This window comes from Streptomyces kebangsaanensis (genome assembly GCF_001906585.1).
Taxonomy (GTDB): Bacteria; Actinomycetota; Actinomycetes; order Streptomycetales; family Streptomycetaceae; genus Streptomyces; species Streptomyces kebangsaanensis.
Window position 1 is genome coordinate 365,159 of the sequence record NZ_JUJA01000167.1, and the last position, 26,438, is coordinate 391,596.

Annotated in this window: 25 protein-coding genes, 2 pseudogenes and 1 riboswitch; of the genes and pseudogenes, 8 read left to right on the plus strand and 19 right to left on the minus strand. The window is 73.1% G+C overall.

Annotation, left to right across the window (positions count from 1 at the left end):
* The 6 genes and pseudogenes from RH94_RS45805 to RH94_RS36460 form a co-directional block, all read right to left on the minus strand.
* Positions 1-539 (minus strand): annotated as a pseudogene (locus RH94_RS45805) (hypothetical protein); the annotation flags it as partial.
* A 56-nt stretch (positions 540-595) separates the two neighbouring features.
* A complete protein-coding gene (gene metF / locus RH94_RS36440) occupies positions 596-1,519 on the minus strand; it encodes a methylenetetrahydrofolate reductase [NAD(P)H] (RefSeq protein ID WP_073952557.1) in 924 nt (307 codons plus the stop codon).
* A gap of 186 nt (positions 1,520-1,705) precedes the next feature.
* Positions 1,706-2,404, minus strand: a complete 699-nt coding sequence (gene thiE / locus RH94_RS36445; protein ID WP_073952558.1) for a thiamine phosphate synthase — start codon at positions 2,402-2,404, stop codon at positions 1,706-1,708.
* 115 nt (positions 2,405-2,519) lie between these two features.
* Positions 2,520-2,885: an Rv2175c family DNA-binding protein gene (locus RH94_RS36450; protein ID WP_073952559.1), complete on the minus strand. Its 366-nt coding sequence runs from the start codon at positions 2,883-2,885 to the stop codon at positions 2,520-2,522.
* Between the two features lie 66 nt (positions 2,886-2,951).
* Positions 2,952-4,181 carry an NAD(P)/FAD-dependent oxidoreductase gene (locus tag RH94_RS36455; RefSeq protein WP_073952560.1) on the minus strand — a complete coding sequence of 410 codons (1,230 nt, stop codon included), beginning with the start codon at positions 4,179-4,181 and terminating at the stop codon, positions 2,952-2,954.
* A 32-nt stretch (positions 4,182-4,213) separates the two neighbouring features.
* Positions 4,214-4,588: a hypothetical protein gene (locus tag RH94_RS36460; protein ID WP_073952561.1), complete on the minus strand. Its 375-nt coding sequence runs from the start codon at positions 4,586-4,588 to the stop codon at positions 4,214-4,216.
* Between the two features lie 52 nt (positions 4,589-4,640).
* Positions 4,641-4,752: riboswitch (TPP riboswitch) on the plus strand.
* Between RH94_RS36460 and thiO the strand changes: the two genes are divergently transcribed.
* The 5 genes from thiO (at position 4,750) to RH94_RS36485 (ending at position 9,966) form a co-directional block, all read left to right on the plus strand.
* Positions 4,750-5,916, plus strand: a complete 1,167-nt coding sequence (gene thiO / locus RH94_RS36465) for a glycine oxidase ThiO (protein WP_073952562.1) — start codon at positions 4,750-4,752, stop codon at positions 5,914-5,916. (Overlaps the previous riboswitch by 3 nt.)
* Positions 5,913-6,113, plus strand: coding sequence for a sulfur carrier protein ThiS (gene thiS, locus RH94_RS36470; protein WP_073952563.1), 201 nt, complete (start codon positions 5,913-5,915; stop codon positions 6,111-6,113). Before thiO ends, thiS begins: the two co-directional genes overlap by 4 nt.
* 3 nt (positions 6,114-6,116) lie before the next feature.
* Entirely contained in the window at positions 6,117-6,911 is a 795-nt protein-coding gene (locus RH94_RS36475) for a thiazole synthase (RefSeq protein ID WP_073952564.1), read from the plus strand.
* 121 nt (positions 6,912-7,032) lie between these two features.
* On the plus strand, positions 7,033-9,003 hold the full coding sequence (gene pknB / locus RH94_RS36480; protein ID WP_073952565.1) for a Stk1 family PASTA domain-containing Ser/Thr kinase: 1,971 nt from the start codon (positions 7,033-7,035) through the stop codon (positions 9,001-9,003).
* A gap of 72 nt (positions 9,004-9,075) precedes the next feature.
* On the plus strand, positions 9,076-9,966 hold the full coding sequence (locus RH94_RS36485; RefSeq protein WP_073952566.1) for a deoxyribonuclease IV: 891 nt from the start codon (positions 9,076-9,078) through the stop codon (positions 9,964-9,966).
* Positions 9,967-9,978: 12 nt separating this feature from the next.
* Here the strand turns inward: RH94_RS36485 and RH94_RS36490 are convergent, their stop codons facing one another.
* The 3 genes from RH94_RS36490 to RH94_RS36500 form a co-directional block, all read right to left on the minus strand.
* On the minus strand, positions 9,979-10,635 hold the full coding sequence (locus RH94_RS36490) for a sulfite oxidase-like oxidoreductase (protein ID WP_073952567.1): 657 nt from the start codon (positions 10,633-10,635) through the stop codon (positions 9,979-9,981).
* A gap of 258 nt (positions 10,636-10,893) precedes the next feature.
* The gene (locus RH94_RS36495) at positions 10,894-12,246 is read right to left on the minus strand and encodes a class II 3-deoxy-7-phosphoheptulonate synthase (protein ID WP_073952568.1); all 1,353 of its coding nucleotides are present in this window, start codon (positions 12,244-12,246) and stop codon (positions 10,894-10,896) included.
* Between the two features lie 108 nt (positions 12,247-12,354).
* Positions 12,355-13,584 (minus strand): glycoside hydrolase domain-containing protein, encoded by a 1,230-nt coding sequence (locus RH94_RS36500; protein ID WP_073952569.1) that lies wholly within the window; start codon positions 13,582-13,584, stop codon positions 12,355-12,357.
* Positions 13,585-13,873: 289 nt separating this feature from the next.
* Here RH94_RS36500 and RH94_RS36505 point away from each other — a divergent pair, with 289 nt between their 5' ends.
* Entirely contained in the window at positions 13,874-15,730 is a 1,857-nt protein-coding gene (locus RH94_RS36505) for an anthranilate synthase family protein (RefSeq protein WP_073952570.1), read from the plus strand.
* Positions 15,731-16,076: 346 nt separating this feature from the next.
* Here RH94_RS36505 and RH94_RS36510 read toward each other — a convergent pair whose 3' ends face one another.
* From RH94_RS36510 to RH94_RS36525, 4 genes are all read right to left on the minus strand, one after another.
* Positions 16,077-17,105: a 6-phosphofructokinase gene (locus tag RH94_RS36510; protein WP_073952571.1), complete on the minus strand. Its 1,029-nt coding sequence runs from the start codon at positions 17,103-17,105 to the stop codon at positions 16,077-16,079.
* 166 nt (positions 17,106-17,271) lie between these two features.
* Positions 17,272-17,949 (minus strand): response regulator, encoded by a 678-nt coding sequence (locus RH94_RS36515; protein ID WP_073952572.1) that lies wholly within the window; start codon positions 17,947-17,949, stop codon positions 17,272-17,274.
* Positions 17,946-19,241 carry a MacS family sensor histidine kinase gene (gene macS, locus RH94_RS36520; protein WP_073952573.1) on the minus strand — a complete coding sequence of 432 codons (1,296 nt, stop codon included), beginning with the start codon at positions 19,239-19,241 and terminating at the stop codon, positions 17,946-17,948. Before macS ends, RH94_RS36515 begins: the two co-directional genes overlap by 4 nt.
* A gap of 22 nt (positions 19,242-19,263) precedes the next feature.
* Positions 19,264-20,067, minus strand: a complete 804-nt coding sequence (locus RH94_RS36525) for a lysophospholipid acyltransferase family protein (RefSeq protein ID WP_073952649.1) — start codon at positions 20,065-20,067, stop codon at positions 19,264-19,266.
* A 146-nt stretch (positions 20,068-20,213) separates the two neighbouring features.
* On the opposite strand from RH94_RS36525, the gene RH94_RS36530 reads away from it, so the two are divergent.
* Positions 20,214-20,993, plus strand: a complete 780-nt coding sequence (locus RH94_RS36530; protein WP_073952574.1) for an alpha/beta hydrolase — start codon at positions 20,214-20,216, stop codon at positions 20,991-20,993.
* Positions 20,986-21,756 (plus strand): hypothetical protein, encoded by a 771-nt coding sequence (locus RH94_RS36535; RefSeq protein ID WP_073952575.1) that lies wholly within the window; start codon positions 20,986-20,988, stop codon positions 21,754-21,756. Before RH94_RS36530 ends, RH94_RS36535 begins: the two co-directional genes overlap by 8 nt.
* Before the next feature lie 3 nt (positions 21,757-21,759).
* Here RH94_RS36535 and RH94_RS36540 read toward each other — a convergent pair whose 3' ends face one another.
* The 6 genes and pseudogenes from RH94_RS36540 to RH94_RS45815 form a co-directional block, all read right to left on the minus strand.
* A complete protein-coding gene (locus RH94_RS36540; protein WP_073952576.1) occupies positions 21,760-22,551 on the minus strand; it encodes an endonuclease/exonuclease/phosphatase family protein in 792 nt (263 codons plus the stop codon).
* Between the two features lie 104 nt (positions 22,552-22,655).
* The gene (locus tag RH94_RS36545; protein WP_073952577.1) at positions 22,656-23,609 is read right to left on the minus strand and encodes an ROK family glucokinase; all 954 of its coding nucleotides are present in this window, start codon (positions 23,607-23,609) and stop codon (positions 22,656-22,658) included.
* A gap of 55 nt (positions 23,610-23,664) precedes the next feature.
* On the minus strand, positions 23,665-24,198 hold the full coding sequence (locus RH94_RS36550) for a DUF5304 domain-containing protein (RefSeq protein WP_073952578.1): 534 nt from the start codon (positions 24,196-24,198) through the stop codon (positions 23,665-23,667).
* 298 nt (positions 24,199-24,496) lie between these two features.
* A complete protein-coding gene (locus tag RH94_RS36555; RefSeq protein ID WP_073952579.1) occupies positions 24,497-25,669 on the minus strand; it encodes an ArsA family ATPase in 1,173 nt (390 codons plus the stop codon).
* Between the two features lie 61 nt (positions 25,670-25,730).
* Complete coding sequence (locus tag RH94_RS36560) at positions 25,731-26,174, minus strand: SRPBCC family protein (protein ID WP_073952580.1); 444 nt, start codon at positions 26,172-26,174, stop codon at positions 25,731-25,733.
* A gap of 145 nt (positions 26,175-26,319) precedes the next feature.
* A pseudogene (locus RH94_RS45815) lies at positions 26,320-26,438 on the minus strand (metallophosphoesterase); the annotation flags it as partial.

Genomic DNA, 26,438 nt, shown 5'->3' on the forward strand with positions numbered 1-26,438 from the left:
GAGCCGGTGTCGTCGGGCAACGGCTGCGGCTCGTACACCGCGGTGGCCTCGGCGGGCGTGGGTTCGGTGGGGCGGGTGGGGGTGAAGACGTCGTCGCGGTCGAGGTCGTCGTGCCCGTACGACAGGCTGTCGTGGCCGTGCAGGGCCGGCATGGTGCCGGTGTCGCCGTGGGCGCCGTGGCCGCCGTGTTCTCCCCCGGCCGCTTCGAGGTCGGAGACCTTCAGCACCGGGTCCTGGTGCTCGTCCCTGCCGCGGCGGCGCAGTGGCTGGACGCCGTCGGCGCCGGGGCGGTTGACCGCCCAGCCGGCCGCGAAGCCGCGGCGGAAGGACAGCGTGACGTAGGTCTGGCCGACCGCGAACGCGGCCGCGCCCAGACCGATCACGACGACGGACGGGATCAGTACACCGAGCACGACCCCGAGAAAGCCTCCGAAGGCGAGCAGCCGCCAGCGCAGACGCGCCTTGTACTGCAGCAGCACCTCGCCGAGCAGCCACAGCGCGACGATGCCGAACGCGATGTAGAGGACCGTCCAGCCCATGTACGCCCCTCTCCCAGTGGCCGTTCCGCAGTGTGTCGCACGCGGATGCGGCCGGTCTAGGTCTGCGGCGGTCGCTGCAGACCCAGGTTCTCGTAGATTTCCAGCGTCGCCGTGGAGTTGTTGAGCGTGATGAAGTGCAGTCCGGGCACTCCCTCGGCCTGCAGCCGCGCGCAGAACTCCGTGGCGAATTCGATCCCCATGGAGCGTACCGCCGCCGGATCGTCCTTCGCCGCGAGGATCCGCTCTTTCAGACCGTCCGGGATGACGGCGTTGCTGAGCTGCGGCAGCCGCTCGAGCATCCTCACACTAGTGACCGGCATGACCTCGGGGATGACCGGGGTCTCACAACCGGCCGCGGCGACGCGGTCGCGCAGGCGGAGGTACGACTCCGGCTGGAAGAACATCTGCGTGATGGCGTAGTCGGCGCCCGCGCGGCACTTGTCGACGAAGTGCCGGACGTCGGTGTCCCAGTCGGCCGAGCGCGGGTGCATCTCGGGGAAGGCCGCGACGCCGACGCAGAAGTCGCCCGACTCCTTGATGAGCCGGACGAGTTCGGCCGCGTACGTCAGCCCGCGCGGGTGCGGGACCCACTCGCCCATCGGATCGCCGGGCGGGTCGCCGCGCACGGCGAGCATGTTGCGGATGCCGGCGTCGGCGTACTGGCCGATGATGTTGCGCAGTTCGGCGACGGAGTGGTTGACGGCGGTGAGGTGCGCGACCGGGGTGAGGGTGGTGTCGGCGACGATCTGCTCGGTCTCCTTGACCGTGCCCGCGCGCGTGGAGCCGCCCGCGCCGTAGGTCACGGAGACGAAGTCCGGCGCGACCGCCTCGACCCTGCGCAGCGCGTTCCACAGGTTCCGCTCGCCCCGGGGGGTCTTCGGCGCCGAGAACTCGAACGAATACGTCGGCTTGCCGGCGGCGAGGATGTCGCGCACGGTGCGTGCGCGATCAGTCCTGGTGGATGCGGTTCCGAAGGCCATACCCGCAGGTTAGCCAGGGGGCGGCGGTCCCCCAACCGGAGGCGGGGGATTTGCCCGGTTTGCCGGACCGCCGTCCACCCTTCGGACAGCGGGGCCCGAAATGACCGGGTCGGATCTCGCGAGGTGTCCACTGAGTGGGACACCGACGTGCTGTGCGCGTACTGTGCGCGGGCCCTGCCCGGAGCCCTACTCCGCGTCCTGCCCCGCCGCCTGCCGCAGCCGCCCGGCGAACTCGGCCGCCGCCGCGCCGGGATCGTCGGCCTCGGTGACGGCCCGGACCACGACGACACGGCGGGCGCCGGCCCGAAGGACCTGGTCCAGGTTGCCGAGGTCGATGCCGCCGATGGCGAACCAGGGCCGGTCGGTGCGCAGGGAGGCGGCGTACCGGACCAGGTCGAGGCCGGGGGCGGGCCGGCCGGGCTTGGTGGGGGTGGGCCAGCAGGGACCCGTGCAGAAGTAGTCCACGCCGTCCTGCACGGCGGCCGCGGCGGCCTCGGACTCGGTGTGCGTGGACCGCCCGATCAGGACGCCGTCACCGAGGATCGCGCGGGCCGCGGGGACGGGGAGGTCCCCCTGCCCCAGATGCAGCACGTCGGAGCCGGTGGCGTGGGCGACGTCCGCCCGGTCGTTGACCGCGAGCAGCTTCCCGTGCCGGGCACAGGCCTCGGCGAACACCTCCAGGTGCTCCAGCTCCTCCCCCGCCTCCATCCCCTTGTCCCGCAACTGCACCACGTCGACGCCCCCCGCGAGCACGGCGTCCAGGAACGCGGCGAGGTCACCCTGCCGGCGGCGGGCGTCGGTGCACAGATAGAGCCGCGCACCGGCGAGCCGCTCCCGGGCGCCGGCGACGGCGGCAGTGTCGGTGTCGGTGTCGGTGTCGGACATGGTGGATCCCCCCTGGGACTCGTCGCTTCGGGTACGCGGCGTGGGTGGCCGGTGTGGCGCATCGGTCGCCCCCGGAAGGGCGGAGGGGCCGCCCACGCCGCTGCGGGTGTGCGGGTCAGACCGCCAGGGCCTGGGCGCGGCGCTTCACCTCGGTGCCGCGGTTCTCGCTCAGGGCCTGGGCGGGGGTGCCGGGGAGGGTCGGGTCGGGGGTGAACAGCCACTCGATCATCTCTTCGACCGTGAAGCCGTCGTCCCTCAGGAGCGTCAAGGTGCCGGACAGGCCCTTGACGACCTTGTCGCCGTCGATGAAGGCGGCGGGGACGTGCAGCGCGCGGTTCTCACCGCGGCGCACGGCGATGAGCTGGCCCTCCTTGACCAGCTGCCGCACGCGCGTCACCTCGACGCCGAGCTTTTCGGCGATGTCGGGGAGGGTGAGCCAGGCAGGGACGAGAGCATCGATCTTTGCGTCAATCTCGGTCACGGAATCAAGCCTGCCATCTGCCACTGACACTAGGAAGTCAGGCCCGTCCGCCGGTGGCCTCGCGCCTCACGCCGTGGCCGCCTTCAACGGCCGCGCCGGGTCCGCCAGCAGGTCCGGATCCATGGGAGTCCCGGACTCGATCAGCCGTCGGCCCTGTGCCAGATCCCGCGGTCGGCCGACCGCCAGCAGGGCGACGAGCCGGCCCCCGCGCAGCCAGCAGACCGTCCACGCCGGCCCGGAGGGGTCACCGCGCCAGAGGGTGGTGTCGGCGGACGTGTGGTGGCCCGCGTACTGCACGAAGCGGCCGAACTGCTCGGACCAGAAGTACGGCACCGGGTCGTAGACCTCGGGCGTCAGGCCGATGACGTTGGCCGCGACCGTGCGCGGGCCCTGCAGCGCGTTGTCCCAGTGGTGGATCAGCAGGCGCTCCCCGTACCTCCCCGAGGGGAAGGAGGCGCAGTCGCCGACCGCGTACACGTCCGGCACCGAGGTGCGCAGACGGTCGTCGGCCAGGACGTCGCCGTGCTCGCCCAGCTCGATGCCGGAGCCGGCCAGCCAGCCCGTGGCCGGCCGCGCGCCGATGCCGACCACCACGGCGCCCGCCGGCAGCCGCGAGCCGTCGTCGAGCACCACAGCGCCGGGCTCGACGCGCTCCACGCGCGCGCGTGTACGCAGCACGGTGCCGCTGTCGGCGTACCAGGCGGCCATCGGCGCGGCCACCTCCGCGGGCAGCGCCCCCGCGAGCGGCCGGTCCGCGGCCTCCACGACCGTCACGGCGCAGCCGGCCTCGCGCGCCGCGGTGGCGAACTCGGCGCCGATCCAGCCGGCGCCGACGACCACGATGTCGTGCTGCTCGGCGAGCACCGGCCGCAGCCGTTCGGCGTCGTCCAGGGTGCGCAGCAGATGCACGCCGGGGACGCCCTCGGCGCCCGGCAGCCGGACCGGTTCCGCGCCGGTGGCCAGGACGAGCACGTCGTACGGCACCGGCCCGGCGGAGGTGTCCAGCACGTGCGCCTCGGACCGCACGGCCAGCGCCTCGCAGCCGAGCCGCAGTTCGAGGCCGAGCGACTCGAAGTCGATGTCGAAGGCGGAGCCCTCGGCCTTGCCGAGCAGCACGGCCTTGGACAGCGGCGGCCGGTCGTAGGGCTGGTGGGGTTCGGCGCCGATCAGTGTCACGGTGCCGGTGAAGCCCTGCTCGCGCAGGGCGACCGCGGTCTGCACACCGGCCATGCCCGCGCCCACGACGACCACGCGCCGCGGCTGTGACGTGCCCTTTTCCTGCGTCTGGTCGCTCACCTGATCACCATAGTCAACTGACTTACCGTCAGTCAGGGGGCGTGCGGGGTGACCTGCTCCACAGCGTGTTCCACGAGCTCTTCCACCACGCTCGTCCCGCTGCCCGGCTGCGACTCCCACTGCCAGGCCTCCTCCAACCGCACCCGTCCGTCGGGCAGTTCGACCACCGTCGACACGCAGTGCCCCGACGAGGTCGTCCCGTCCTGCCTGAGCTGCACGTACCGGAAGTCGAGGCGGTCGCCCTCCCGGGTACCCACCAGACGGCCGTGCACGACGTCCCCGCCCTCGTACTCGGCCCAGATCCGCCCCTCCCGCTCGTGGTAGACGAAGCGGGTGCGGGTGCCCACCTGCCCGGGGGCCTGGTCGGCGACGGGAGCGAGGACGCGGCCGTCCAGCGAGCGGGGCATGGGGAGAGGCTCCCTTACAAGATCATGGTCTGCGGGCTAGGGTGGCCACCGTACAAGGACTCGCGGGAGCCCGGACGCACCGGGCTGAGAGGGAGGCTGGCGGCCTCCGACCGTACGAACCTGATCCGGGTCATGCCGGCGAAGGGAGGGGCTGGACGCCCATGTCGTTGCCACGTGTACCGGACGTCCTGGTCGTCGGGGGCGGGATCATCGGGCTGGTGACCGCCTGGCGTGCGGCGCAGCGCGGGCTGGCCACCGCCGTGGTGGACCCCGAGCCGGGCGGCGGGGCCGCGCAGGTGGCGGCCGGGATGCTGGCCGCCGTCACCGAACTCCACTACGGCGAGCAGACCCTGCTCGGACTCAACCTGGCCTCGGCCCGCCGCTACCCGGACTTCGCGGCCGAGCTGACCGAGCTGACCGGCCACGACCTCGGCTACCGCCGCTGCGGCACGCTCGCCGTCGCACTGGACGCCGACGACCGCGCCCACCTGCGCGACCTGCACGCGCTGCAGCGCCGGTCGGGCCTGGAGTCGGAGTGGCTGTCCGGGCGGGACTGCCGGCGTCTGGAGCCGATGCTCGCGCCGGGCGTGCGCGGCGGGCTCCGGGCGGACGGCGACCACCAGATCGATCCACGACGGCTCGCCCACGCCCTGGTCGCGGCCTGCGAACGGACGGGCGTGGTCTTCCACCGCGCCTGGGCCGAACGGCTCACCGTGGTGCGTGACCGGGCCACCGGCTGCGTACTGGGCGACGGCACCGCGCTCGGCGCGGACCGGGTGGTCCTCGCCGCGGGCAGCCGCAGCGGGCGGTTCGCGGGTGTCCCGGACGACGTGCTGCCGCCGGTGCGGCCGGTCAAGGGGCAGGTGCTGCGGCTGACGGTGCCCGAGCGGTACGCGCCGTTCCTGAGCCGTACCGTGCGAGCCGTGGTGCGCGGCAGCCACGTCTACCTGGTGCCGCGGCTCAGCGGGGAGCTGGTCGTCGGGGCCACCAGCGAGGAACTGGGCTGGGACACCACGGTGACGGCGGGCGGCGTGTACCAGCTGCTGCGCGACGCGCACGAGCTGGTGCCCGGGATCACCGAGCTGCCGCTGACGGAGACCCGCGCGGGACTGCGTCCCGGCTCCCCCGACAACGCGCCCCTGCTCGGCCCGACCGAACTCGACGGGCTGCTGCTGGCCACCGGCCACTACCGCAACGGCGTACTGCTCACACCGGTCACCGGTGACGCCATGGCGCACGTCCTGACCACCGGCGAGCTTCCGGACGAGGCCCGCCCCTTCACCCCGAGGCGCTTTCGCGCCGCCACGCTCACGGAGCAGCCCGCATGAACATCTCCGTCAACGGTGAACCCCGCCGGGTCGCGCCCGGCACGGCTCTCGACACCGTCGTGCAGACCCTGACCCCGGCGCCCACCGGGGTGGCCGCCGCCCTCAACGAGACCGTCGTCCCGCGCGCGCAGTGGCCGTCCACGGCCCTCGCCGAGGGCGACCGCGTCGAAGTGCTGACCGCCGTCCAGGGAGGCTGAGCCATGGCCGACGACCCCCTGGTGCTCGGTGGGACGTCCCTCACCTCCCGGCTGATCATGGGCACGGGGGGCGCGGCCGGTCTGGAGGTGCTGGAGCGGGCGCTCGTCGCCTCCGGCACGGAGCTGACCACCGTCGCGATGCGGCGGGTGGACCCGTCCGTGCACGGGTCCGTGCTGTCGGTGCTGAAGAGGCTGGGCATCCGGGTGCTGCCCAACACCGCGGGCTGCTTCACCGCCGGTGAGGCGGTGCTGACCGCACGGCTCGCGCGCGAGGCGCTGGGCACCGATCTGGTCAAGCTGGAGGTCATCGCCGACGAGCGCACGCTGCTGCCGGACCCGATCGAGCTGCTGGACGCGGCGGAGATGCTGGTCGACGACGGGTTCACGGTGCTGCCGTACACGAACGACGACCCGGTGCTCGCGCGGAGGCTGGAGGACGTCGGCTGCGCGGCGATCATGCCGCTGGGGTCGCCGATCGGGTCGGGGCTCGGGATCCGGAACCCGCACAACTTCCAGCTGATCGTGGAGCACGCGCGCGTACCGGTGATCCTGGACGCGGGGGCGGGGACGGCCTCGGACGTGGCGCTGGCCATGGAGCTGGGGTGTGCGGGGGTGATGCTCGCGTCGGCGGTGACGCGGGCGCGGGAGCCGGTGGTGATGGCCGAGGCCATGAGGCACGCGGTGGAGGCGGGACGGCTGGCGCGGCTGGCGGGGCGGATTCCCCGGCGGTACCTCGCGGAGGCGTCTTCTCCCGCGGAGGGGCTGGCGCGGCTGGATCCGGAGCGGCCCGCTTTCTAGGGCCCCGGGGTGCGCCGGGGAGCGCGCAGCGGGCGGCACGACTGCCCGCGGACCGGCCGGACCGTCACAGGTCGGTCCCAGTGGCCGCAGGGTGTCCTTGGCTGCTCGTAGACTCACCTGCGTGGATACGACCCTTCAGGACCCCCTTGTCGGGCAGGTGCTCGACGGCCGTTATCGCGTCGACGCGCGGATCGCCGCCGGCGGGATGGCCACGGTCTACCGGGCCCTGGACACCCGTCTGGACCGGGTCCTCGCGCTCAAGGTGATGCACCCGACGCTCGCGGTCGACGGCTCGTTCGTCGACCGGTTCATCCGGGAGGCCAAGTCGGTCGCCCGGCTCGCCCACCCGAACGTGGTGCAGGTCTTCGACCAGGGCACCGACGGGTCGTACGTGTACCTCGCGATGGAGTACATCGCCGGCTGCACCCTGCGCGACGTGCTGCGCGAGCGCGGAGCGCTGCAGCCGCGGGCCGCGCTGGACATCCTGGAGCCGGTGCTCGCCGCGCTGGGCGCCGCGCACCGCGCCGGGTTCGTGCACCGGGACATGAAGCCGGAGAACGTCCTGATAGGGGACGACGGCCGGGTCAAGGTCGCCGACTTCGGGCTGGTGCGCTCGGTGGACGCGGTGACGAACACCACCGGAGCCGTCCTCGGCACCCTTTCCTACCTCGCGCCGGAGCAGATCGAGCGCGGCACGGCCGGTCCCCGGGTCGACGTGTACGCGTGCGGGGTCGTGCTGTACGAGATGCTGACCGGCGGCAAGCCGCACCAGGGGGAGTCCCCCGCCCAGATCCTCTACCAGCACCTCCACGAGGACGTGCCGGCCCCGTCGGCCGCCGTTCCGGGGCTGCCGTACGAGCTGGACGAGCTGGTGGCGGAGGCCACCGCGCGCACCCCGGACGTCCGGCCGCAGGACGCGGTCGCGCTGCTCGCGCGCGTGCGCGAGGCGCGTGCGGGGCTCAGCGAGGAGCAACTGGACGCGGTGCCGCCGCAGGCCCTCGCCGCGGAGCACGACAACGCGGAGGACCGTACGAGCGTGATCCCGCGCGCGCTCACGGTGCCGCGCCCGCTGCCCGTCGGCGAGGACGTCCACGCGGACGGCGGCGCGGACGGGGGGCCGGCCGGGGCCGGTCTCGACCGCACCGCCCGCTTCGAGACGCCCCCGCCCCCGCCTCCGCCGGCGCCCGGTCCGCGGCGCCCGGGCCGGCCCCGGCGGGGCCTGCTCACGCTCGTCGCCGCCGTCCTGCTGGTCCTCGGACTCGGCGGAGGCGTCTGGTACATCAACTCGGGCCAGTTCACGAAGGTCCCGCCGCTGCTGGCGAAGACCGAGGCGCAGGCGAGGGAGCGGCTGGAGGAGGCCGGTCTCGGGGTCAAGGAGGTCAAGCACGCCTACAGCGACACGGTCGAGCGCGGCACGGTGATCAGCACGGACCCCGGGGCGGGCACCCGGATCCGCAGCCACGACTCGGTGACGCTCACCCTCTCCGACGGGCCGGAGACCGTGAAGGTGCCCGATCTCGGGGGCCGCTCGCTGAGCGAGGCGCGGGCCCTGCTGAAGAAGGAGGGGCTGGAGCCGGGCATGGTGACCCGGGAGTTCAGCGAGAGCGTGGCCAGAGGCTCGGTGATCGGCACCGACCCCGCGGCGGGCACCGAGCGGCGCACCGGCTCGGCGATCGCGCTCACCGTCAGCAAGGGCCGCCCGGTGGACGTGCCGGACGTGGCCGGCGAGGACCTGGACCGGGCGAAGTCCGACCTGGAGGACGCCGGCCTGAAGGTGCGGATCGCCTCCGAGCAGGTCCACTCCGAGTTCGACAAGGGGCAGGTCGCCCGGCAGACCCCGGCGGCCGGCAGCCGGGCCGCCGAGGGCGACACGGTCACGCTGACGCTGTCCAAGGGCCCGGAGATGGTCGAGGTGCCGGATGTGACCGGCAGCAGCGTGGGCGACGCCAGGAACAGGCTGGAGAAGGCCGGCTTCAAGGTCGAGGAGGACCGGGGCCTGTTCGGACTGTTCGGCGACACCGTCAGGAGGCAGTCCGTGAAGGGCGGCGACCGGGCACCGAAGGGATCGACGATCACGATCACCATCCGGTGAGACAGGACGCGTCCGGGGCGGTGGGGAACGCCCGGCGGCCGGGTGCCGCCGGGCTCATGGCACCCTGAGCGGGTGAGCAGCCAGCAGTCCCGTGTCCTCCCCGGTCCCGCCCGCAACCCCGTCGGCAGCCATGTGCCCGTCGCCGGCGGGCTGCACTCCGTGGGCCTGTCCTACGCCCGTGAGCTGCGGGCCGAGACCGTGCAGGTCTTCGTCGCCAACCCGCGCGGCTGGGCCACGCCCGCCGGCAGTCCGCGGCAGGACGAGGAGTTCCGCGCGGCCTGCGCCGAGGAGTCGATCCCGGCGTACGTCCACGCGCCCTATCTGATCAACTTCGGCTCGCACACCGAGGCGACCGTGGAGCGGTCGGTCCAGTCGCTGCGGCACTCGCTGCGGCGCGGACGGGAGATCGGCGCACGGGGCGTCGTCGTGCACACCGGGAGCGCGACCGGCGGCCGGCACCGGTCGGTGGCGCTGAAGCAGGTACGGGAGCACCTGCTGCCGCTGCTCGACGAGCTCACCCACGACGACGACCCGTACCTGCTCCTCGAGTCGACCGCGGGCCAGGGCGCCTCCCTGTGCTCCCGCACCTGGGACTTCGGGCCGTACTTCGAGGCGCTGGACGCCCATCCGAAGCTGGGCGTGTGCCTGGACACCTGCCACATCTTCGCCGCCGGGCACGACCTGACCGGCCCGGACGGCATGCACCAGACGCTGGACCAGCTGGTGGAGACGGTCGGCGAGGGACGGCTGAGGCTGATCCACGCCAACGACTCCAAGGACGTGGCCGGCGCGCACAAGGACCGGCACGAGAACATCGGCGCCGGTCACATCGGCGAGGACCCCTTCCGCGCCCTGATGACCCACCCCGCCACCGAGGGCGTACCCCTGGTCATCGAGACCCCGGGCGGCAAGGAGGGCCACGCGGCGGACGTGGCCCGTCTGAAGAGGCTCAGGGACGGCTGAGCGGTCCCGGCGTCACAGCTCCGGCCCGTCCCCCGGCTCCTCCTGGTAGGAGTACCGCTGCTCCTTCCACGGGTCGCCGAGGTTGTGGTAGCCGCGCTCCTCCCAGAAGCCGCGGCGGTCGGTGGTCATGTACTCCACGCCGCGGACCCACTTGGGGCCCTTCCAGCCGTACAGGTGGGGAACGACCAGGCGGAGCGGGAAGCCGTGCTCGGCGGTGAGCAGTTCGCCGTCCTTGTGGGTGGCGAAGAGGGTGTGCTCGGAGGTGAAGTCGGACAGGCGCAGATTGGCGCTGTAGCCGTACTCCGCCCACGCCATCACATGGGTGACGTCCGGGGCGGGCGGGACGAGGTCCAGGATCGTGCGGGCCGGGATGCCGCCCCACTCGGCGCCGAGCATGCTGTACCGCGTGACGCAGTGCAGGTCGGCCACCACGGTGGTGTAGGGCAGGGCCGTGAACTCCTCGTGGGTCCAGGTGTGCTTGCCGCCGTCGGCGGTGGCGCCGAAGACCCGGAAGTCCCAGCGTTCGGGCCGGAACTTGGGCACCGGTCCGTAGTGCGTGACCGGCCAGCCCCGCTGCAGTCGCTGCCCCGGCGGAAGTTCCGGCTGTGCCGCTCCCGACGGCACTGCTCCAGACGCGTTCCCGGACGCGCGTTCCACCGGCTGACCCATGACTCCATCCTGACAGACGGAGAAGGGTGCACATGACCAGCCCTGGGCCGATCAGGGCAAATTGCACCAATTCAGCACCTATTGGACGGCGGTGCGCACCGGTGCCACCATGCGGCGCGGCCTGCCCCTGGATGCGCTGGACAAGCCCGGTGGGGCGAGCCCGACCCCACTCCCCGTGCGGGAGGCGCAAAAGGCGGGAGGGGCGCGGATCGTAGGTGATCCGCGCCCCTCCCCGCACGCCCCGAAGGGGCGGCCGCCTCACTGGTCCCGGTACATCTCCGCGACCAGGAACGCCAGGTCCAGCGACTGGCTGCGGTTCAGCCGCGGGTCGCAGGCCGTCTCGTAGCGCTGGTGCAGGTCGTCGACGAAGATCTCGTCGCCGCCGCCCACGCACTCGGTGACGTCGTCACCCGTCAGCTCCACGTGGATGCCACCGGGGTGGGTGCCCAGCTCCTTGTGCACCTCGAAGAAGCCCTTGACCTCGTCGAGCACGTCGTCGAAGCGGCGGGTCTTGTGGCCGGAGGCCGCCTCGAAGGTGTTGCCGTGCATCGGGTCGGTCACCCAGGCCACGGTCGCGCCCGAGGCCGTGACCTTCTCCACCAGCTCCGGGAGCCGGTCGCGGATCTTGTCGGCGCCCATGCGGACGATGAACGTCAGCCGGCCCGGCTCCCGCTCGGGGTCGAGGCGCTCGATGTACCGCAGCGCCTCCTCGGCCGTCGTGGTCGGGCCGAGCTTGACGCCGATCGGGTTGCGGATCCTCGAGGCGAACTCGATGTGCGCGTGGTCCAGCTGCCGGGTGCGCTCGCCGATCCACACCATGTGCGCCGAGACGTCGTACAGCCGCCCGGTGCGGGAGTCGACGCGGGTGAGCGCCGACTCGTAGTCGAGCAGCAGCGCCTCGTGCGAGGAGAAGAACTCGACCGTCTTGAACTCCTCCGGGTCCGTGCCGCAGGCCCGCATGAAGTTGAGCGCGTTGTCGATCTCCCGGGCGAGCTGCTCGTAGCGCTGGCCGGACGGGGAGGACTTCACGAAGTCCTGGTTCCAGGCGTGCACCTGGCGCAGGTCGGCGTAGCCGCCGGTGGTGAAGGCGCGCACCAGGTTCAGCGTGGAGGCGGAGGCGTGGTACATCCGCTTCAGCCGCTCCGGGTCCGGGACGCGGGCGGCCTCGGTGAACTCGAAGCCGTTGACGGAGTCGCCCCGGTAGGTCGGGAGCGTGACCCCGTCGCGGGTCTCGGTCGGCTTGGAGCGCGGCTTGGAGTACTGGCCGGCGATCCGGCCGACCTTCACCACCGGCACCGAGGCGGCGTACGTGAGCACGGCGCCCATCTGGAGCAGGGTCTTGAGCTTGTTGCGGATGTGGTCGGCGGACACCGCGTCGAACGCCTCGGCGCAGTCGCCGCCCTGGAGGAGGAACGCCTCTCCCCTGGCGACGGCCGCCATCCGGGCGCGCAGCTGGTCGCACTCGCCCGCGAAGACGAGCGGCGGATACGACTCGAGGTCCGCGATCACTGCGCGCAGAGCCTCGGGGTCGGGGTACTCGGGCTGCTGCGCCGCGGGCAGGTTTCGCCAGGTGTTGCCAGCGCTCGCGCTGGTCTTAGCGTTCACGGTCACGTTCTCAACCCTACGGGGTTGCCTCCCGGACCGGCTCTTCCGCTCATCAAATGAGACAGATGGTGTGAGACAGACGGGGTGAGGCGGGCGGGGCGAGCCGGACGGTGGTCAGGTGCCGGTGCCGACGTCCAGCTGGTCGCGGTCGATGTTGATGGTCACTCCGCCGTACGTCTCGGTCCTGTCGCCCGCGTACTGGTGGATGCGCTGCTGGTCCGCCCACATCGTGGCGGGCAGGCTCGGGTGGTCGGTGGCGGCCTCGCCGTTCCAGTGCGCGAAGTGGATCACGTCGGGGAGGGTGGCCTTCCCGGCGTTGTCGACCAGGTCGGGGACCAGGGAGGAGACGCCGCCGTACGCGCCGGAGCGGTAGCCCAGTTCGTGCAGCCGCTCGGTCCAGGCCCCCAGGTAGCCGAGGACGCGCGGGGTGAGGGCGCCGCCCCGCGTGTACTGCTCCAGGTCGTTGTAGAGCACCGAGCCCCTGTCCAGACCGAGCGCGGCGGCCTGGGCGACCGCGTCCTCGGCGGCGGCCCTGCCCTGCGGCACCGGGTCGGTGATGGACACGCAGCGGTTCCGGCAGCTGCCCGCGCCGGAGGTGGGCTGCGGGCCGACGTAGAGCGGGAAGAAACGCCATCCGTTCGCGTACTGGGTCCGCACCCACTCGGAGGTCAGCCCGGCCTGGGCGCAGGCGCGGTTGACGCCGCCGATGTAGATGCCCACGGCCCGGTAGGGCGAGCCGGACTTCCAGGCGTTCATGGCCGTCCGGCTCGGGGCGGTGCAGGTGTCGAAGCCCCGGCCCCGGTACGCGGTCGCGCCGGCGGGCACGGTGAGGGCGGAGGGCGCCTCACCCGGCTGCCCGGCGCGGGCGGCGGCCACCGGCAGCCCGGCGCTGTCCAGCACCCGCTGGATCGTCGCGCGGTCCTCGCCGTACGGCGCCGTGACCGCGATGCCCTCGCTGGTGGCCGTCGCCCGGAAGACGCGGGACGTGCGGTCCTCGGTGACGGAGGCCCTGGTCGCCGCCGCGGGCTGCACCCACAGGGCCTCGGTGCGCCCGGTGGCCCGGGCGGGGCAGTCCTGCCGCTCCCCGGGGTCGCCGAGGTAGACGGCATGCCGGTCGAAGCGGACGCAGGCCGTCGGGTCCTTCCCGAGGTCGACGACCTGCCAGTCGGCCGGAACGGTGAACGTGTGACCGCGGTACGCCACCGTCCTGGTGACGTCGCCGGACGCCGTACGGGCGGCGGCCGGCGAACCGGCCGAACCGGCTCCGAGGGCCGCGCAGACGGCCAGCGCGGCAAGCGCCCGCCGTGCCGGGCGTGACGATCGTGGGAAACGCGGTACGGACATGACGTACTCCTCGGTCGGGCACAGCAGGTGCGACCTTCCACCGGCCGCCCGGCCCGGAAACCGCCGTGTGGTGCGTCCGGGCGACCTCACGCGTGCGGTAGGGTGCGGGCATGTCCATGCGCGCGCACCTGAACCACAACTGGTGGTGGACCGCTTCCTAGGCGGCCCGCCGACTGCGCGCATCCCACACTTCGCGAAGGCCGCCCGAGGGGCGGTCTTCGGCGTTTCGGGCGCTCGGGCCGTTCCTCACCGACATCGACGGAAACATCGACGGAAGAGGAACCGACCCATGGATCTGGTACGGCTGCTGCACGATTCCCGCCCCTTCGCCCTGCTCCGCCGCCGCACCCCGGGGCACGACCACGACCTGGTCGAGGTGCTGCTCGGCCCGGTGACCCCCCGGGACCGTCTGGCCGAGCTGCCCGACGAGGGCCTCGCGCTGGTCCCGTTCCGGCAGATCCGGGAGCGTGGCTTCGACGTGCGCGACGACGGCACACCGCTGCTGGTGCTGACGCCCGAGGAGACGTACGCCCTCCCGCTCGCCGAGGCGCTGGAGCAGTTGCCCGCGCACGAGGTGCGCGTGGAGGGCGGCGGCTTCGACGTGGGCGACGAGGAGTACGCGCGGATCGTCGGGCGTGTGCTGCGCGAGGAGATCGGCGCGGGCGAGGGCGCGAACTTCGTGATCCGGCGGACGTACGAGGGCCGGATGCCGGGGTTCGGGCGGGCCGACGCGCTGGCGCTGTTCCGGCGGCTGCTGGAGGGCGAGCGGGGCGCGTACTGGACGTTCGTCGTGCACACCGGGGACCGGACGCTGGTGGGGGCCAGTCCCGAGGTGCATGTGCGGATGTCCGGCGGGACCGTCGTGATGAACCCGATCAGCGGGACGTACCGCTACCCGGCCGAGGGGCCGACGCCCGGGCACCTGCTGGACTTCCTCGCCGACGGCAAGGAGATCGAGGAGCTGTCGATGGTCGTCGACGAGGAGCTCAAGATGATGTGCACCGTCGGCGACATGGGCGGAGTCGTCGTGGGGCCGCGGCTGAAGGAGATGGCGCACCTCGCGCACACCGAGTACGAGCTGCGCGGACGGTCGTCCCTGGACGTGCGGGAGGTGCTCAGGGAGACCATGTTCGCCGCCACCGTCACCGGCTCGCCCGTGCAGAACGCCTGCCGGGTCATCGAACGGCACGAGACCGGCGGGCGCGGCTACTACGCCGGCGCGCTGGCCCTGCTCGGCCGCGACTCCGGCGGCGCCCAGACCCTCGACTCCCCCATCCTGATCCGCACCGCCGACATCGACGCCTCCGGGCGGCTGCGCGTGTCCGTCGGCGCCACCCTCGTCCGCGGCTCGGACCCGGCGGGCGAGGTCGCCGAGACCCACGCGAAGGCGGCGGGCGTGCTGGCGGCGCTGGGCGTACGGCCCGGCCGGCCGCGTACGGAGCGGGCGCGGCCCCGGCTCGCCGACGATCCGCGGGTGCGGGCGGCGCTGGACGGGCGCCGGGCCTCGCTGGCGCCGTTCTGGCTGCGGATGCAGGAGAGGCCGGACGCCCTCGGAGGGCACGCCCTGGTGGTGGACTGCGAGGACACCTTCACCGCGATGCTCGCCCACGTGCTGCGGTCCTCGGGGCTGGAGGTGACCGTCCGCCGCTACGACGAGGACGGGCTGCGCGAGGCGGTCCTCGCGCACGGGGGGCCGGTCGTCCTCGGCCCCGGCCCCGGCAACCCCTCCGACCCGACCGACCCGAAGATGCGCCTGCTGCGGGCCCTGACCGCCGAGGTGATCAGGGAACACCGGCACGGCGTGCTCGGCGTCTGCCTCGGGCACGAGCTGATCGCGGCCGAGCTGGGCCTGGAGATCGTCCGCAAGGAGGTGCCGTACCAGGGCGCGCAGACCACGGTCGACCTGTTCGGCCGCGCCGAGACCGTCGGCTTCTACAACAGCTTCGTGGCGGCCTGCGACGACGAGGCCCACGCGGAGCTCGCCGCACACGGCGTGGAGGTCAGCCGGAGCGCGGCCGGCGAGGTGCACGCGTTGCGCGCGGCGGGGTTCGCGTCGGTGCAGTTCCATCCCGAGTCCGTGCTGACGCTGAACGGCCAGGAGATCATTTCCGGGCTGCTGGCCGCGCCGCTGCTGCGACGGCCGTGACCGACGCCCGGGCGCCGTCGTCGTCACGACGCATCGCTCCCCGCTCCCGCGGGGACGGCGCTTCAGCCGCGCGGCACCAACACGTTCTCCGAGCGGTGGCCCGCCCTGCGGTCCGGGACGTCGCGCACCGAGGGCGCCGCCGACCCGGCCGGCGACGCCCTCGATGCGGCGTGCGGGTATGTACGCCTGGGCCGGCCCGCACTCCGAAGGCCGGGATTTCCACGGCGCCCCGTTCTGCTGGGGGTGGGCCGAGGAGACGGCCCACCCCCACGGGTTGCCGGTCCGTCGCGGGAGGAGCGGGGCCACCTCGAGCGGGGCCGGCCCCTCGGCTCCCGACGGCTCGCGGTCAGCCGAAGAAGACCCCGATCTCCTCGTACAGCTTCGGGTCCACCGTCTTCAGTTTCGCCGTGGCCTCGCCGATCGGGACGCGGACGATGTCGGTGCCGCGCAGGGCGACCATCTTGCCGAAGTCGCCGTCGCGGACGCAGTCGACGGCGTGCAGCCCGAAACGGGTGGCGAGCCAGCGGTCGAAGGCGCTCGGGGTGCCACCGCGCTGGATGTGCCCGAGAACGGTGGTCCGGGCCTCCTTGCCGGTGCGCCTCTCGATCTCCTTGGCCAGCCACTCGCCGACGCCGGAGAGGCGGACGTGCCCGAAGGAGTCCCGCGAGGAGTCCTTCAGCACCATGTCGCCGTCCTTGGGCACGGCCCCCTCGGCGACGACGACGATCGGGGCGTAGGACGCCTTGAAGCGGGAGGTGATCCAGGCGCACACCTGGTCGAGGTCGAAGCGCTGCTCGGGGATGAGGATGACGTTCGCGCCGCCGGCCAGACCGGAGTGCAGGGCGATCCAGCCGGCGTGCCGGCCCATCACCTCGCAGACCAGGACCCGCATGTGGGACTCGGCGGTGGTGTGCAGCCGGTCGATCGCCTCGGTGGCGATGCCCACGGCGGTGTCGAAGCCGAAGGTGTAGTCGGTGGCCGACAGGTCGTTGTCGATGGTCTTGGGCACGCCGACGCAGGGCACGCCGTACTCGTCGCTGAGCCGTGCGGCCACCCCGAGGGTGTCCTCGCCGCCGATCGCGACGAGTGCCTCGACCTCCAGTTTGGCGAGGTTCTCCTTGATCCGCCGGATGCCGTCCTCCTGCTTGAGGGGGTTGGTCCGCGAGGAGCCGAGGATGGTGCCGCCGCGGGGCAGGATGCCGCGCACCGCGGGGATGTCGAGACGGACGGTGTCGTTCTCCAGCGGCCCCCGCCAGCCGTCCCGGAAGCCGACGAAGTCGTAGCCGTACTCCTGCACGCCCTTGCGGACGACGCCCCGGATGACGGCGTTGAGCCCGGGGCAGTCGCCGCCTCCGGTCAGTACTCCGACCCGCATGGAAATGTCCCTTCACCGCGGTTGCCTGGTGAAGTTCACGCTAGTGGTGACGCACGTCACTCCGGCATGCCCGGGAAGGTCAATTCCAGTGAAATGTCCGGTAGTTGATCAACGGCCGACACGGGGGAAATCACCCGAAAGGACGGCAGCGCCGGACGAAGCGGCTTCACTCGCCGTCGAGTCCGCGCTCGATCGCGTACCGCACCAGCTCCACCCGGTTGTGCAACTGCAGCTTGCCCAGGGTGTTCTGCACGTGGTTCTGCACCGTGCGGTGGGAGATCACCAGACGCTCGGCGACCTGCTTGTAGCTCAGCCCCTTGGCGACCAGGCGCAGCACCTCGGTCTCGCGGGCGGTGAGCCGGGGCGCCTTCGGGGCGTCGGCGTCCACCGCGGGCGCGGGCTCGGCGGCCAGCCGGCGGTACTCGCCGAGGACCAGGCCGGCCAGGCCGGGAGTGAACACCGGGTCGCCGACGGCCGTACGGCGCACCGCGTCCAGCAGCTCCTCGGTGGAGGCCGACTTCAGCAGATAGCCCGTCGCGCCCGACTTCACCGCCTCCAGCACATCGGCGTGCTCGCCGCTCGCGGACAGCACCAGCACCCGCAACGCCGGGTCGGCGGCGACGAGTTCCTTGCAGACCCGGACGCCGGGTTTCCTGGGCAGGTTCAGGTCGAGGACGAGCACGTCGGGCGCGGCCGCCTTGGCACGGCGCACCGCCTGCTCGCCGTCGCCCGCGGTGGCGACCACCTCGAAGCCGGACTCGGCCAGGTCGCGGGCGACGGCGTCGCGCCACATCGGGTGGTCGTCGACCACCATCACCTTGATCGGGCCCTGCTCCGCGCTCATCGTCTCTCCGCCTTCCCCCGCGTGGTCTTCCCCCGCGTGCTCGTCGTCCTCTTCGGTGCGTTCATCATCGCGTTCTTCGGTACGTTGAGTTCGACCTCCGTGCCCTGGCCCGGCACCGAGACCAGCTCGGCGGTGCCGCCGATGTCGCGCAGTCGGCCCTTGATCGACAGGGCCACGCCGAGCCGTCCCTCGCTCTCGGCCCGGGCGAGCCGTCCCGGAGGGATGCCGGGACCGTCGTCCCGCACGGTCACGGTCACCGACTCCGGCTCGTCCTCGACCAGGATCCAGGCCCGCGCGCCCTCGCCCGCGTGCTCGCGGACGTTGTCCAGCGCGGCCCCGACGGCCCCGGCCACCTCGCGGGCGACGGCGGGCGGCAGCGGCACCGGAGCGCCCGGTTCGGCGAGGCCGACCCGGGAGCCGGCGTAGGGGGCGAGCAGCGCGCGCAGGTCGACGGGCCCGTCGTGGTCCTCGTCGTCGTGCTCGCCGTGGCGGTCGTCCGCGCGGTCGCCGGTGCCCCGGAGGGCCGCTCCCCCGCCCGCGTCCTCGGGCACCCGGGGCACCGGGACCAGCCCGCCGGAGACCAGGGTGCGCAGCGCCACCTCCTGCTCCCCCGCCAGCCGGCCCAGCTCCGCCGCCTCGCCGCCGATGACCGCGCCGCGCCGCTGCACCATGGCCAGCACCTGCAGCACGCCGTCGTGGATGTCCCGGGCCAGGCGCTCCCGTTCGCGGGTGGCCGCCTCGATCTCCAGGGCGCGGGCGAGGGTGCGCTCGGAGGCGCGGGCGACCTCGACGACGTAGCCGATGGCGATGGAGGCGACCCAGACCAGGATCACGTTGTGCACGGTGTCGCGGGTGGGGGCGCCGCGCTCGACCAGGTTGGCGGCGGCGACGGCGGTGGAGGCGAGGGCGGCCCAGCGCCAGCCGCCCTTGACGGCGAAGGCGAGGACGGAACCCGCGGTCCAGATCGACGGCAGCGTCGGACCGCCCTCCGCGATGCTGGCGGGGGCGTCGGCGACGGGCGTGAGCAGGATGCCGGTCAGCGCCAGGGTGAGGTCGGCGGCCAGGAAGGGCCTGGTGCAGCTCGCGGCGTTCGCGACCTTGGGCAGGGTGGCCAGGGTCCACACGAACAGGACGCAGTAGAAGGCGATGGCGACGCCGGGGCGCGGGAACCGGCCGTAGCCGGTGGCGAACAGGCCGACCGCGTAGAACATGGTCAGCACCCGGTATCCGGCGAGCGCGCGCCACATCGGCTGCTCCACCGACATCCTCATGACCCGCTCGCGCTTCGGCATGTCCCCCCCCTGGCGGTCCGCCCTACTCCGCCTGATTCTCCTTCTCGGCCTGTTCCTTCTCGGCACGCTCCAGCGCGGCCCTGGCCTCCTTCTCGGCCTTCTCCGCCGCCTTCTCGGCCTCCTTCTCGGCCTTCTCGGCCTCCTTCTCGGCCTTCGCGGCCTCCGCGATCTGCCGCTTGGCGACGGTGGCGTAGATGTCGACGTACTCCTGCCCGGAGAGCTTCATGATCTCGTACATGACCTCGTCCGTCACCGCGCGCAGCACGAACCGGTCGTGTTCCATGCCCTGGTAGCGGCTGAAGTCCAGCGGCTTGCCGATGCGGATGCCGGGGCGCATCAGCTTGGGGACGACCTTCCCGGGCGGCTGGATCTTCTCCGTGTCGATCATGGCGACGGGGATGACGGGCGCCCCGGTGGCCAGCGCGACGCGGGCCAGGCCGCCCGGCTTGCCGCGGTAGAGGCGGCCGTCGGGCGAGCGGGTGCCCTCCGGGTAGATGCCGAACAGCTCGCCGCGCTCCACCACCTCTATCCCGCTCTTCACCGCCGCCTCGCCCGCGCCGCGGGTCCCGGAGCGGTCCACGGGGAGCTGGCCGACCCCCTTGAAGAAGGCGGCGGTCAGCCGGCCCTTCACACCGGGCGTGGTGAAGTACTCGGCCTTCGCGATGAAGGTGACCTTGCGGTCGAGCACCGCGGGAAGGAAGAAGGAGTCCGAAAAGGACAGGTGATTGCTCGCCAGAATGGCGGGGCCCTCGGCCGGGATGTTCTCCAGCCCCTCCACCCAGGGCCTGAAGGCGAGCTTCAGCGGCCCCCCGATGGCGACCTTCATCGTGCCGTAGAACAACCGAGTGCCTTCCTGTGTGTGCCGATCAGACAATAACCCCAGCGCGGCCCCCAGGGCCCGACAACCCTGGTCGGTGTCAGTGCGGTCGCGTACGGTGAAGTACCTGCCAACGACGAACACAGGAGAGCGACGTGCCGGTGCTCCCCGGAGCCGAGCCGTACCGCCACGACGGCGGGGAGGTCGGCGTGCTCCTCTGCCACGGCTTCACCGGCTCCCCCCAGTCGCTGCGTCCCTGGGGGGAGTACCTCGCCGAGCGCGGCCTGACCGTCTCGCTCCCGCTGCTGCCCGGACACGGCACGCGCTGGGAGGACATGCAGCTCACCGGCCGGCAGGACTGGTACGCGGAGGTGGACCGCGCGCTGCGCCTCCTGCGCGAGCGGTGCGCGCAGGTGTTCGTGGCCGGCCTGTCCATGGGCGGCGCCCTCGCGCTGCGGCTGGCCGCCCGGCACGGGGACGCGGTCGCCGGGGTCGTGGTGGTCAACCCTGCCATCAAGGTGCACGGCCTGTCGGCGTACGCGCTGCCGGTGGCCCGCCATCTCGTACGGACGACGAAGGGCATCGCGAGCGACATCGCCAAGGAGGACGCCGCCGAGTTGGGGTACGACCGGGTGCCGCTGCACGCCGCGCACTCGCTCAGGACCTTCTTCCGGCTGCTCGACGGCGAGCTTCCGCAGGTCACGCAGCCGCTGCTGCTCCTGCGCAGCCCGCAGGACCATGTGGTGCCGCCGGCCGACTCCGCCCGGATCCTCGGCCGCGTCTCCAGCACGGACGTCACGGAGGTCTTGCTGGAACACAGCTACCACGTCGCTACGTTGGACCATGACGCGGACCGGATCTTCGAGGAGAGCTACGCCTTCATCGGCCGGCTCGCACCCAGTGTCGGCAAGGAAGGGACGGCCGCAGGTGGCTGAGCACGACTCCGACCGCGAGAACCGCGAGGGCCGGGAGCCGGTCGAGCCGGTCGAGCCTGTGCGGCCGGCCGAGGAGCCGGGTGGGGCCGGCCGGTCCGGCGGCCCCGGCGGCAAGGACGGGGTCCCCTTCGACGAGGAGGCCGCCTGGGCGGCGATCGTCGCCGGGTACGGCGAGGAGCCGCCGGACCCGCCGGGCGCGAAGCCGTATCGGCGGATCGAGGACCTGGCACTGCCACCGGAGCCCGGGACGAACGGGACCAGCGGGACGAACGGGACCAGCGGGGCGAACGGCGAGAGAGCCGAGGCGGACGCGGACAGCAAGAAGGACAAGAAGGAGGACGACGAGGAGGGCGAGGAGAGGGAAGCCACGGGGGACAAGGAGACCGGCGGGGGCGGTCCCGCCCCGGCCGGGCCGCTGGGCAGTTCGGTCTCCTTCGCGCCCGGGGTCGGCCTCTCCGGCGCGGGGCCGCGCGACTACTCGCTCGCCGAGCCGTCCGACGACGACCTCGGCGAGGAGGACGAGGGCCACTTCGTCCAGCCGGACCCGCCGTTGCCCTCCGCCGACGCGACCACGAAGTTCGCCTGGCTCGCGGTGATCGGCGGCCCCGTCCTGCTCCTGCTGGCCGTCATGTTCAGCTGGGACATGACGTGGTGGCTCACCACACTCGGCATCGGCGGCTTCCTCGGCGGCTTCGCGACCCTGGTGGCGCGCATGAACCCGGACGACGAGGACGACGACCCGGGCCGCGGGGCGGTGGTCTGAACCCTACGGCCGTGGCTTCGCGGCCCGTGGGGTCGCCGGGACGGTCGCCGGGACCCTGAGGGCGGCCAGTACCGGAAGGTGGTCCGAGGCCGCCCTCAGGTCCGACTCCGTCACCCCGGGATGACCGATCGGCACCCCGCAGCCGAGGACCTCGATGCCGCGGGTGGCGAAGACGGCGTCGATGCGCTGGTACGGATCGGCGGGTGTCCAGGTGTGCTCGGCGCCCCGGGCGGCGATGGCCCAGCCGTCCTGGAGCAGGCCGGAGATCCGCCGGAACGCCGGACCGTCCGGCCGCTCGTTGAGGTCGCCGCCCGCGACCGCGTGCTCCACACCCATCCCGGCCAGCCGGTCGAGGAGCATGCCGGCCTGCTCGTACCGCTCGTCCTTGTCGAGCGAGAGGTGACAGCTGAGCACGCCGAGCCGGGCACCCCCGAACCGGACGACCGCCGTGGCGAAGCCGCGCCGGTGCAGACCGGGGGTGAGCGGCAGCAGTACGTCCTCGGTGCGCTCCACGGCGGCCCTCAGCGAGCAGAGGACCGCCGGGCCCGCGGCCGTCGCGCCCCCGGTGAGGACCACCAGGTCGCAGGCCGCCGCCAGCCTCGCCAGCTTCTTGCGCCAGCGGAAGAAGCGCGGCGCCTCCTGGAGGAGGACGAGATCGGGCGCGCAGGCGCGGATCACCCGGGCGAGGGCCGCGGTGTCGTCCCGCATCGACCGGATGTTGTGGCTCAGGACGCGGATGACGGCGGTACCGTCCGACTCGGTGCGGGAGTTGGGCAGCAGCATGACGATCAACATACGCCGCGTCGGGCTCGGCGGCCCGGTACGACAGCGCCCACCGGCCCCGGCGGGAGGGGACGGTGGGCGCTTGTGACGGGTGGCTGCGCGGGCGCGCGGGGCCACTACATGATCGGGTCGGGCTCCCGGGCCAGGTCGGCCGCGCCCACCAGGCCGGCCTTGTTGCCGAGCTGGGCGGCGAGGACCTCGGCGACCGGACGCCAGTTGCCGCCGACCAGCCAGCGCTTGTACGACTTGCGGATCGGCTCCAGGACCAGCTCGCCCTCGTCGGAGAGGCCGCCGCCGACGATGAAGGCGGACGGGTCGAAGAGGGAGGCCAGGTCGGCGAGGCCCGCGCCGACCCAGCGGGCCAGCTCGCGGTAGGAGTCGACGGCCACCGGGCAGCCCTGACGGGCGGCCATGGAGACGTGCTTGCCCTCGATGCCGGCGGGGGTGCCGTCGCCGAGGTCCAGCAGCACCTGGGCGTTCTCGGGGGTGGCGTTGGCGCGCTGCTTGGCGTACCGGACGAGGGCGCGCCCGGAGGCGTACTGCTCCCAGCAGCCCTGCGAACCGCAGCCGCACAGCAGCCCGTCCGGGACCATCTTGATGTGACCGAACTCGGCGGCCACGCCGAAGTGGCCGCGGCGCAGCTTGTTGCCGATGATGATGCCGCCGCCGAGACCGGTGCCGAGGGTGATGCAGATGACGTTGCGGTGGCCCTTGCCGGCGCCGAACTTGTACTCGCCCCAGGCGGCGGCGTTCGCGTCGTTCTCCACGACGACCGGCAGACCGACGCGTGCCTCGACCTTCTCCTTCAGCGGCTCGTTGCGCCACTCGATGTTGGGCGCGAAGTAGACCGTGGAGCGCTGCCGGTTGACGTACCCGGCCGCACCGATGCCCACGCCGACGATGTCGTGTCCCGCGCGTGCGCCCTCCACCGCCGAGGCGATGGCGTCCACGATGGCCTCGGGTGTGGTGGGGGTCGGCACCTTGAAGGTCGAGAGGATGTTGCCTTCCTCGTCGACCACGCCGGCCGCGATCTTCGTGCCGCCGATGTCGACGCCGATGGTGAGTCCCATGAATCCCTCAGTTTCGGTCGAGCCCCGCTACGGCCAACCGTACCCGAGGGTGAGGTCAGTCCAGGTCGATGCGCTCGCTGCCGCCGGTGCCCTCGCCGCGGTCGCGGTCGTCGCCGAGGCGGTCGTCCAGCTCGGTGAGCTCGCCCTCCGGGTTCGGGTTGTCGCCGGTGCGGGACGCCGTCCAGCGGCGCTCCTGGGACTCGACGGCGGAGCGGTAGGCGGCGAGGAGTTCGCCGCCGGCCGCCGCGAGGTGGTCGAAGACGTCGGGGTTGCGCTCCATGACCGGCTCGACGGCCGCCTTGGCCTGCTGCACGACCTGCCGCACCACCTCCTGGGCCGCGGGCCCCGCGACCGCGCCGAGCAACGGCGCCTGGATGGACGACAGCTTCTCGGCGACGGTGTCGACGAACTTGCGCAGCTCCTCGGCGGCCGAGCCGGGAGGCGGGCCGTACTGGGCCCGGCGGCGGGCCTTCTCGGCCGCGAGGTCCTCGGCACACGCCGTCGCCCACGCGTCGGCGTCACCGACCCGCGACGCCTCGCCGGCGGGCTCCTCCTGAGCGGCGTCGGACGGTACGCGCTCTTCGCTCATGGCGGACTCCTGACTACGGTTCGTCCTTACGACGTTACCCGAACGGGGATACACGGTTCACCTCACGACGAAGCCCGCCCGGGGCGCAGGGAACGAAGCCCGGCCGGGGGCGCAGAGGGCAAAGCCCCCGCAAGGGCCTGGGGCGAAGCCCCGGGAACGGAACCCCTCCCCCCACCAGGACGGGCGAGCGGGCGGGAAACCGGGGGCGCAGGGGGCGAAGCCCCCGCCGGGGCCTGGGGCGAAGCCCCGAGGACGGGACCCCTCCCCCCACCAAGACGGGCGGGCGGGAAAAGCCTCCTCACCGGCGGGGCCACAACGCAGCGTCCGGTACGAAGCGGATCCGCAGCTCACCGTCACGCAGCCCCGCCCCGTCCACCGTGCACCGCCGCAACGCCGAAGGCAACGGCACGATACGCCGGAACGCCCCAACGGCCAGCACGAGTTCGTCGCCCCGCCGAATGAGCTCCAGCTCATCCCGTACGGCACCGGGCAACGGAATGTGCCACACCAGTACCCCGTCCTCCGCGAGCCGGTCGGTCACGGGCCATTCGACCGGGGCCGGGGCGGTCACCGCACGGACGCCGGGCACGGCCAGCGCGGCGAGATCGTCCAGCCCGCGCGGGTCCCGCCCCAGGTGGGCGGCGCGATGGACGTCGTACGCCTCCTCCCACTCGTCCAGCGTCTTGCGCTGCTGCGCGACCGGCCCCGCCAGCCACGAGTCGGCGGGAGCCTCCGGCAGGACACGGCCGGCCACCAGGGACTCGACGGCCAGGCCACGCACGGCCAGGCCGAGCGCCGCGCCGTGGACGGCGTCCGCACCGGCCGGACCCGGCTCGGCGACCAGGCGCACCGACGTGCCGGGATCCGCGACGACCGCCGCCACGGCGGCCAGCTCGACGTCCCACCGGGCGGCCGTCTCGTACAGCCACTCCGCCGGCATGGGCACCCCCGCGAGCCGCCCGAGGACCGGGCGCAGGGCGCGGGCCGCCTGCCGCTCGGGGGGAAGGAGACGGCGCAGATAGCGGCGCAGTTCCTCGGGCAGGGCCAGCAGGGCGAGCGCCTGCGGGACGGGCGGCAGGTCGACGACCAGCAACTCGAACCGCTCCGACAGGGCCGCGTCGCGCAACGCCCGCAGCAGGGCCAGTTCCTCGGCGCCGGGCAGCGGGGTGACCTCCTCGGTGTCGAGGCGGGAGGCCCCGAGGAGGTCCAGGACGTTGTGCGCGCGGTCCTGGAAGGTGGTCAGGTCCGCCCGGAAGTCGGCCGCCGCGTCGGGGCGCCAGGCGGTGAGGTGCGGGGCGACCGGCACCGGGGACGCCCCGGTGGGCACCCCGAGCGCCGCACCCAGGGTGTCCGTGCGGTCGGCGCTGAGGACGAGGGTGTCCACGCCTTCACGGGCGGCGGTCAGTGCGGTGGCGGCGGAGACGGTGGTACGGCCACTGCCGCCGGGGCCCGTGATCAGGAGGGTACGCATGGGGGTGAACGGTAACGGTAGGCGGGTGGTGTGGCGGACGGCTCGGTCTCACGTGGGGCTGTTACTCGTCGGAGGACTCCACCCGCTTCTTGAGGCCCGCCAGCGCCCGGTCGATGATGACCTTCTCCGCCTTCCGCTTGATCATCCCCAGCATGGGAATCTTGACGTCCACCGTGAGGCGGTAGGTCACCTCGGTCGTCCCCGGGCCGGTCGGCTCGAGGAGGTAGGAGCCGTCCAGGGAGCGCAGCATCTGGGACTTCACCAGGGTCCAGGAGACCTCGTGGTCGCCGGTCCAGGTGTACGCCAGGGTCTGGTCGTCCTTGATGGCGCCCGCGTCCATGACGAGGCGCACCTGCTCGGCGCGGCCCTGGTCGTCGACCTCGAGGACCTCGGCCTCCTTCACCTCGCCGGTCCAGTCGGGGTAGCGGGCGAAGTCGGCGATCACCCCCATGACGTCGGCCGGTGCCGCCTCGATCGTGATGCTCGAGCTGGTGTGTTCCGCCATCGCCGTGGCTCCTCCAGATGCGCGCCGGTAGTGCGGCCGTACTCGGCCGGTGGTGCGGGTGTCGTGCGCACGTGTGTGCAGCGTGAAGGCTACCGCGCGGCCGGGCGCCGGACTCCCACCCCATCCGTGCGACCGGCTGGAACGCTCACCACTCGAGCACCCAGGGCCGGCCGGTCCCGGCGAAGTGCCCCACGTTCACGCACTCGGTCGCGCCGATCCGCATCCGCCGGACCAGCGGCTGGTGGACGTGGCCGAAGAGGGCGT

Excerpts from the sequence above, each read along its gene's own strand:
- metF (WP_073952557.1), bottom strand. The coding sequence starts at position 1,519 with ATGGCCTTCGGAACCGCATCCACCAGGACTGATCGCGCACGCACCGTG.
- thiE (WP_073952558.1), bottom strand. The coding sequence starts at position 2,404 with ATGTCCGACACCGACACCGACACCGACACTGCCGCCGTCGCCGGCGCC.
- RH94_RS36460 (WP_073952561.1), bottom strand. The coding sequence starts at position 4,588 with ATGCCCCGCTCGCTGGACGGCCGCGTCCTCGCTCCCGTCGCCGACCAG.
- thiO (WP_073952562.1), top strand. The coding sequence starts at position 4,750 with ATGTCGTTGCCACGTGTACCGGACGTCCTGGTCGTCGGGGGCGGGATC.
- thiS (WP_073952563.1), top strand. The coding sequence starts at position 5,913 with ATGAACATCTCCGTCAACGGTGAACCCCGCCGGGTCGCGCCCGGCACG.
- RH94_RS36475 (WP_073952564.1), top strand. The coding sequence starts at position 6,117 with ATGGCCGACGACCCCCTGGTGCTCGGTGGGACGTCCCTCACCTCCCGG.
- RH94_RS36490 (WP_073952567.1), bottom strand. The coding sequence starts at position 10,635 with ATGGGTCAGCCGGTGGAACGCGCGTCCGGGAACGCGTCTGGAGCAGTG.
- RH94_RS36500 (WP_073952569.1), bottom strand. The coding sequence starts at position 13,584 with ATGTCCGTACCGCGTTTCCCACGATCGTCACGCCCGGCACGGCGGGCG.
- RH94_RS36505 (WP_073952570.1), top strand. The coding sequence starts at position 13,874 with ATGGATCTGGTACGGCTGCTGCACGATTCCCGCCCCTTCGCCCTGCTC.
- RH94_RS36510 (WP_073952571.1), bottom strand. The coding sequence starts at position 17,105 with ATGCGGGTCGGAGTACTGACCGGAGGCGGCGACTGCCCCGGGCTCAAC.
- RH94_RS36515 (WP_073952572.1), bottom strand. The coding sequence starts at position 17,949 with ATGAGCGCGGAGCAGGGCCCGATCAAGGTGATGGTGGTCGACGACCAC.
- macS (WP_073952573.1), bottom strand. The coding sequence starts at position 19,241 with ATGCCGAAGCGCGAGCGGGTCATGAGGATGTCGGTGGAGCAGCCGATG.
- RH94_RS36525 (WP_073952649.1), bottom strand. The coding sequence starts at position 20,067 with ATGAAGGTCGCCATCGGGGGGCCGCTGAAGCTCGCCTTCAGGCCCTGG.
- RH94_RS36540 (WP_073952576.1), bottom strand. The coding sequence starts at position 22,551 with ATGTTGATCGTCATGCTGCTGCCCAACTCCCGCACCGAGTCGGACGGT.
- RH94_RS36545 (WP_073952577.1), bottom strand. The coding sequence starts at position 23,609 with ATGGGACTCACCATCGGCGTCGACATCGGCGGCACGAAGATCGCGGCC.
- RH94_RS36550 (WP_073952578.1), bottom strand. The coding sequence starts at position 24,198 with ATGAGCGAAGAGCGCGTACCGTCCGACGCCGCTCAGGAGGAGCCCGCC.
- RH94_RS36555 (WP_073952579.1), bottom strand. The coding sequence starts at position 25,669 with ATGCGTACCCTCCTGATCACGGGCCCCGGCGGCAGTGGCCGTACCACC.
- RH94_RS36560 (WP_073952580.1), bottom strand. The coding sequence starts at position 26,174 with ATGGCGGAACACACCAGCTCGAGCATCACGATCGAGGCGGCACCGGCC.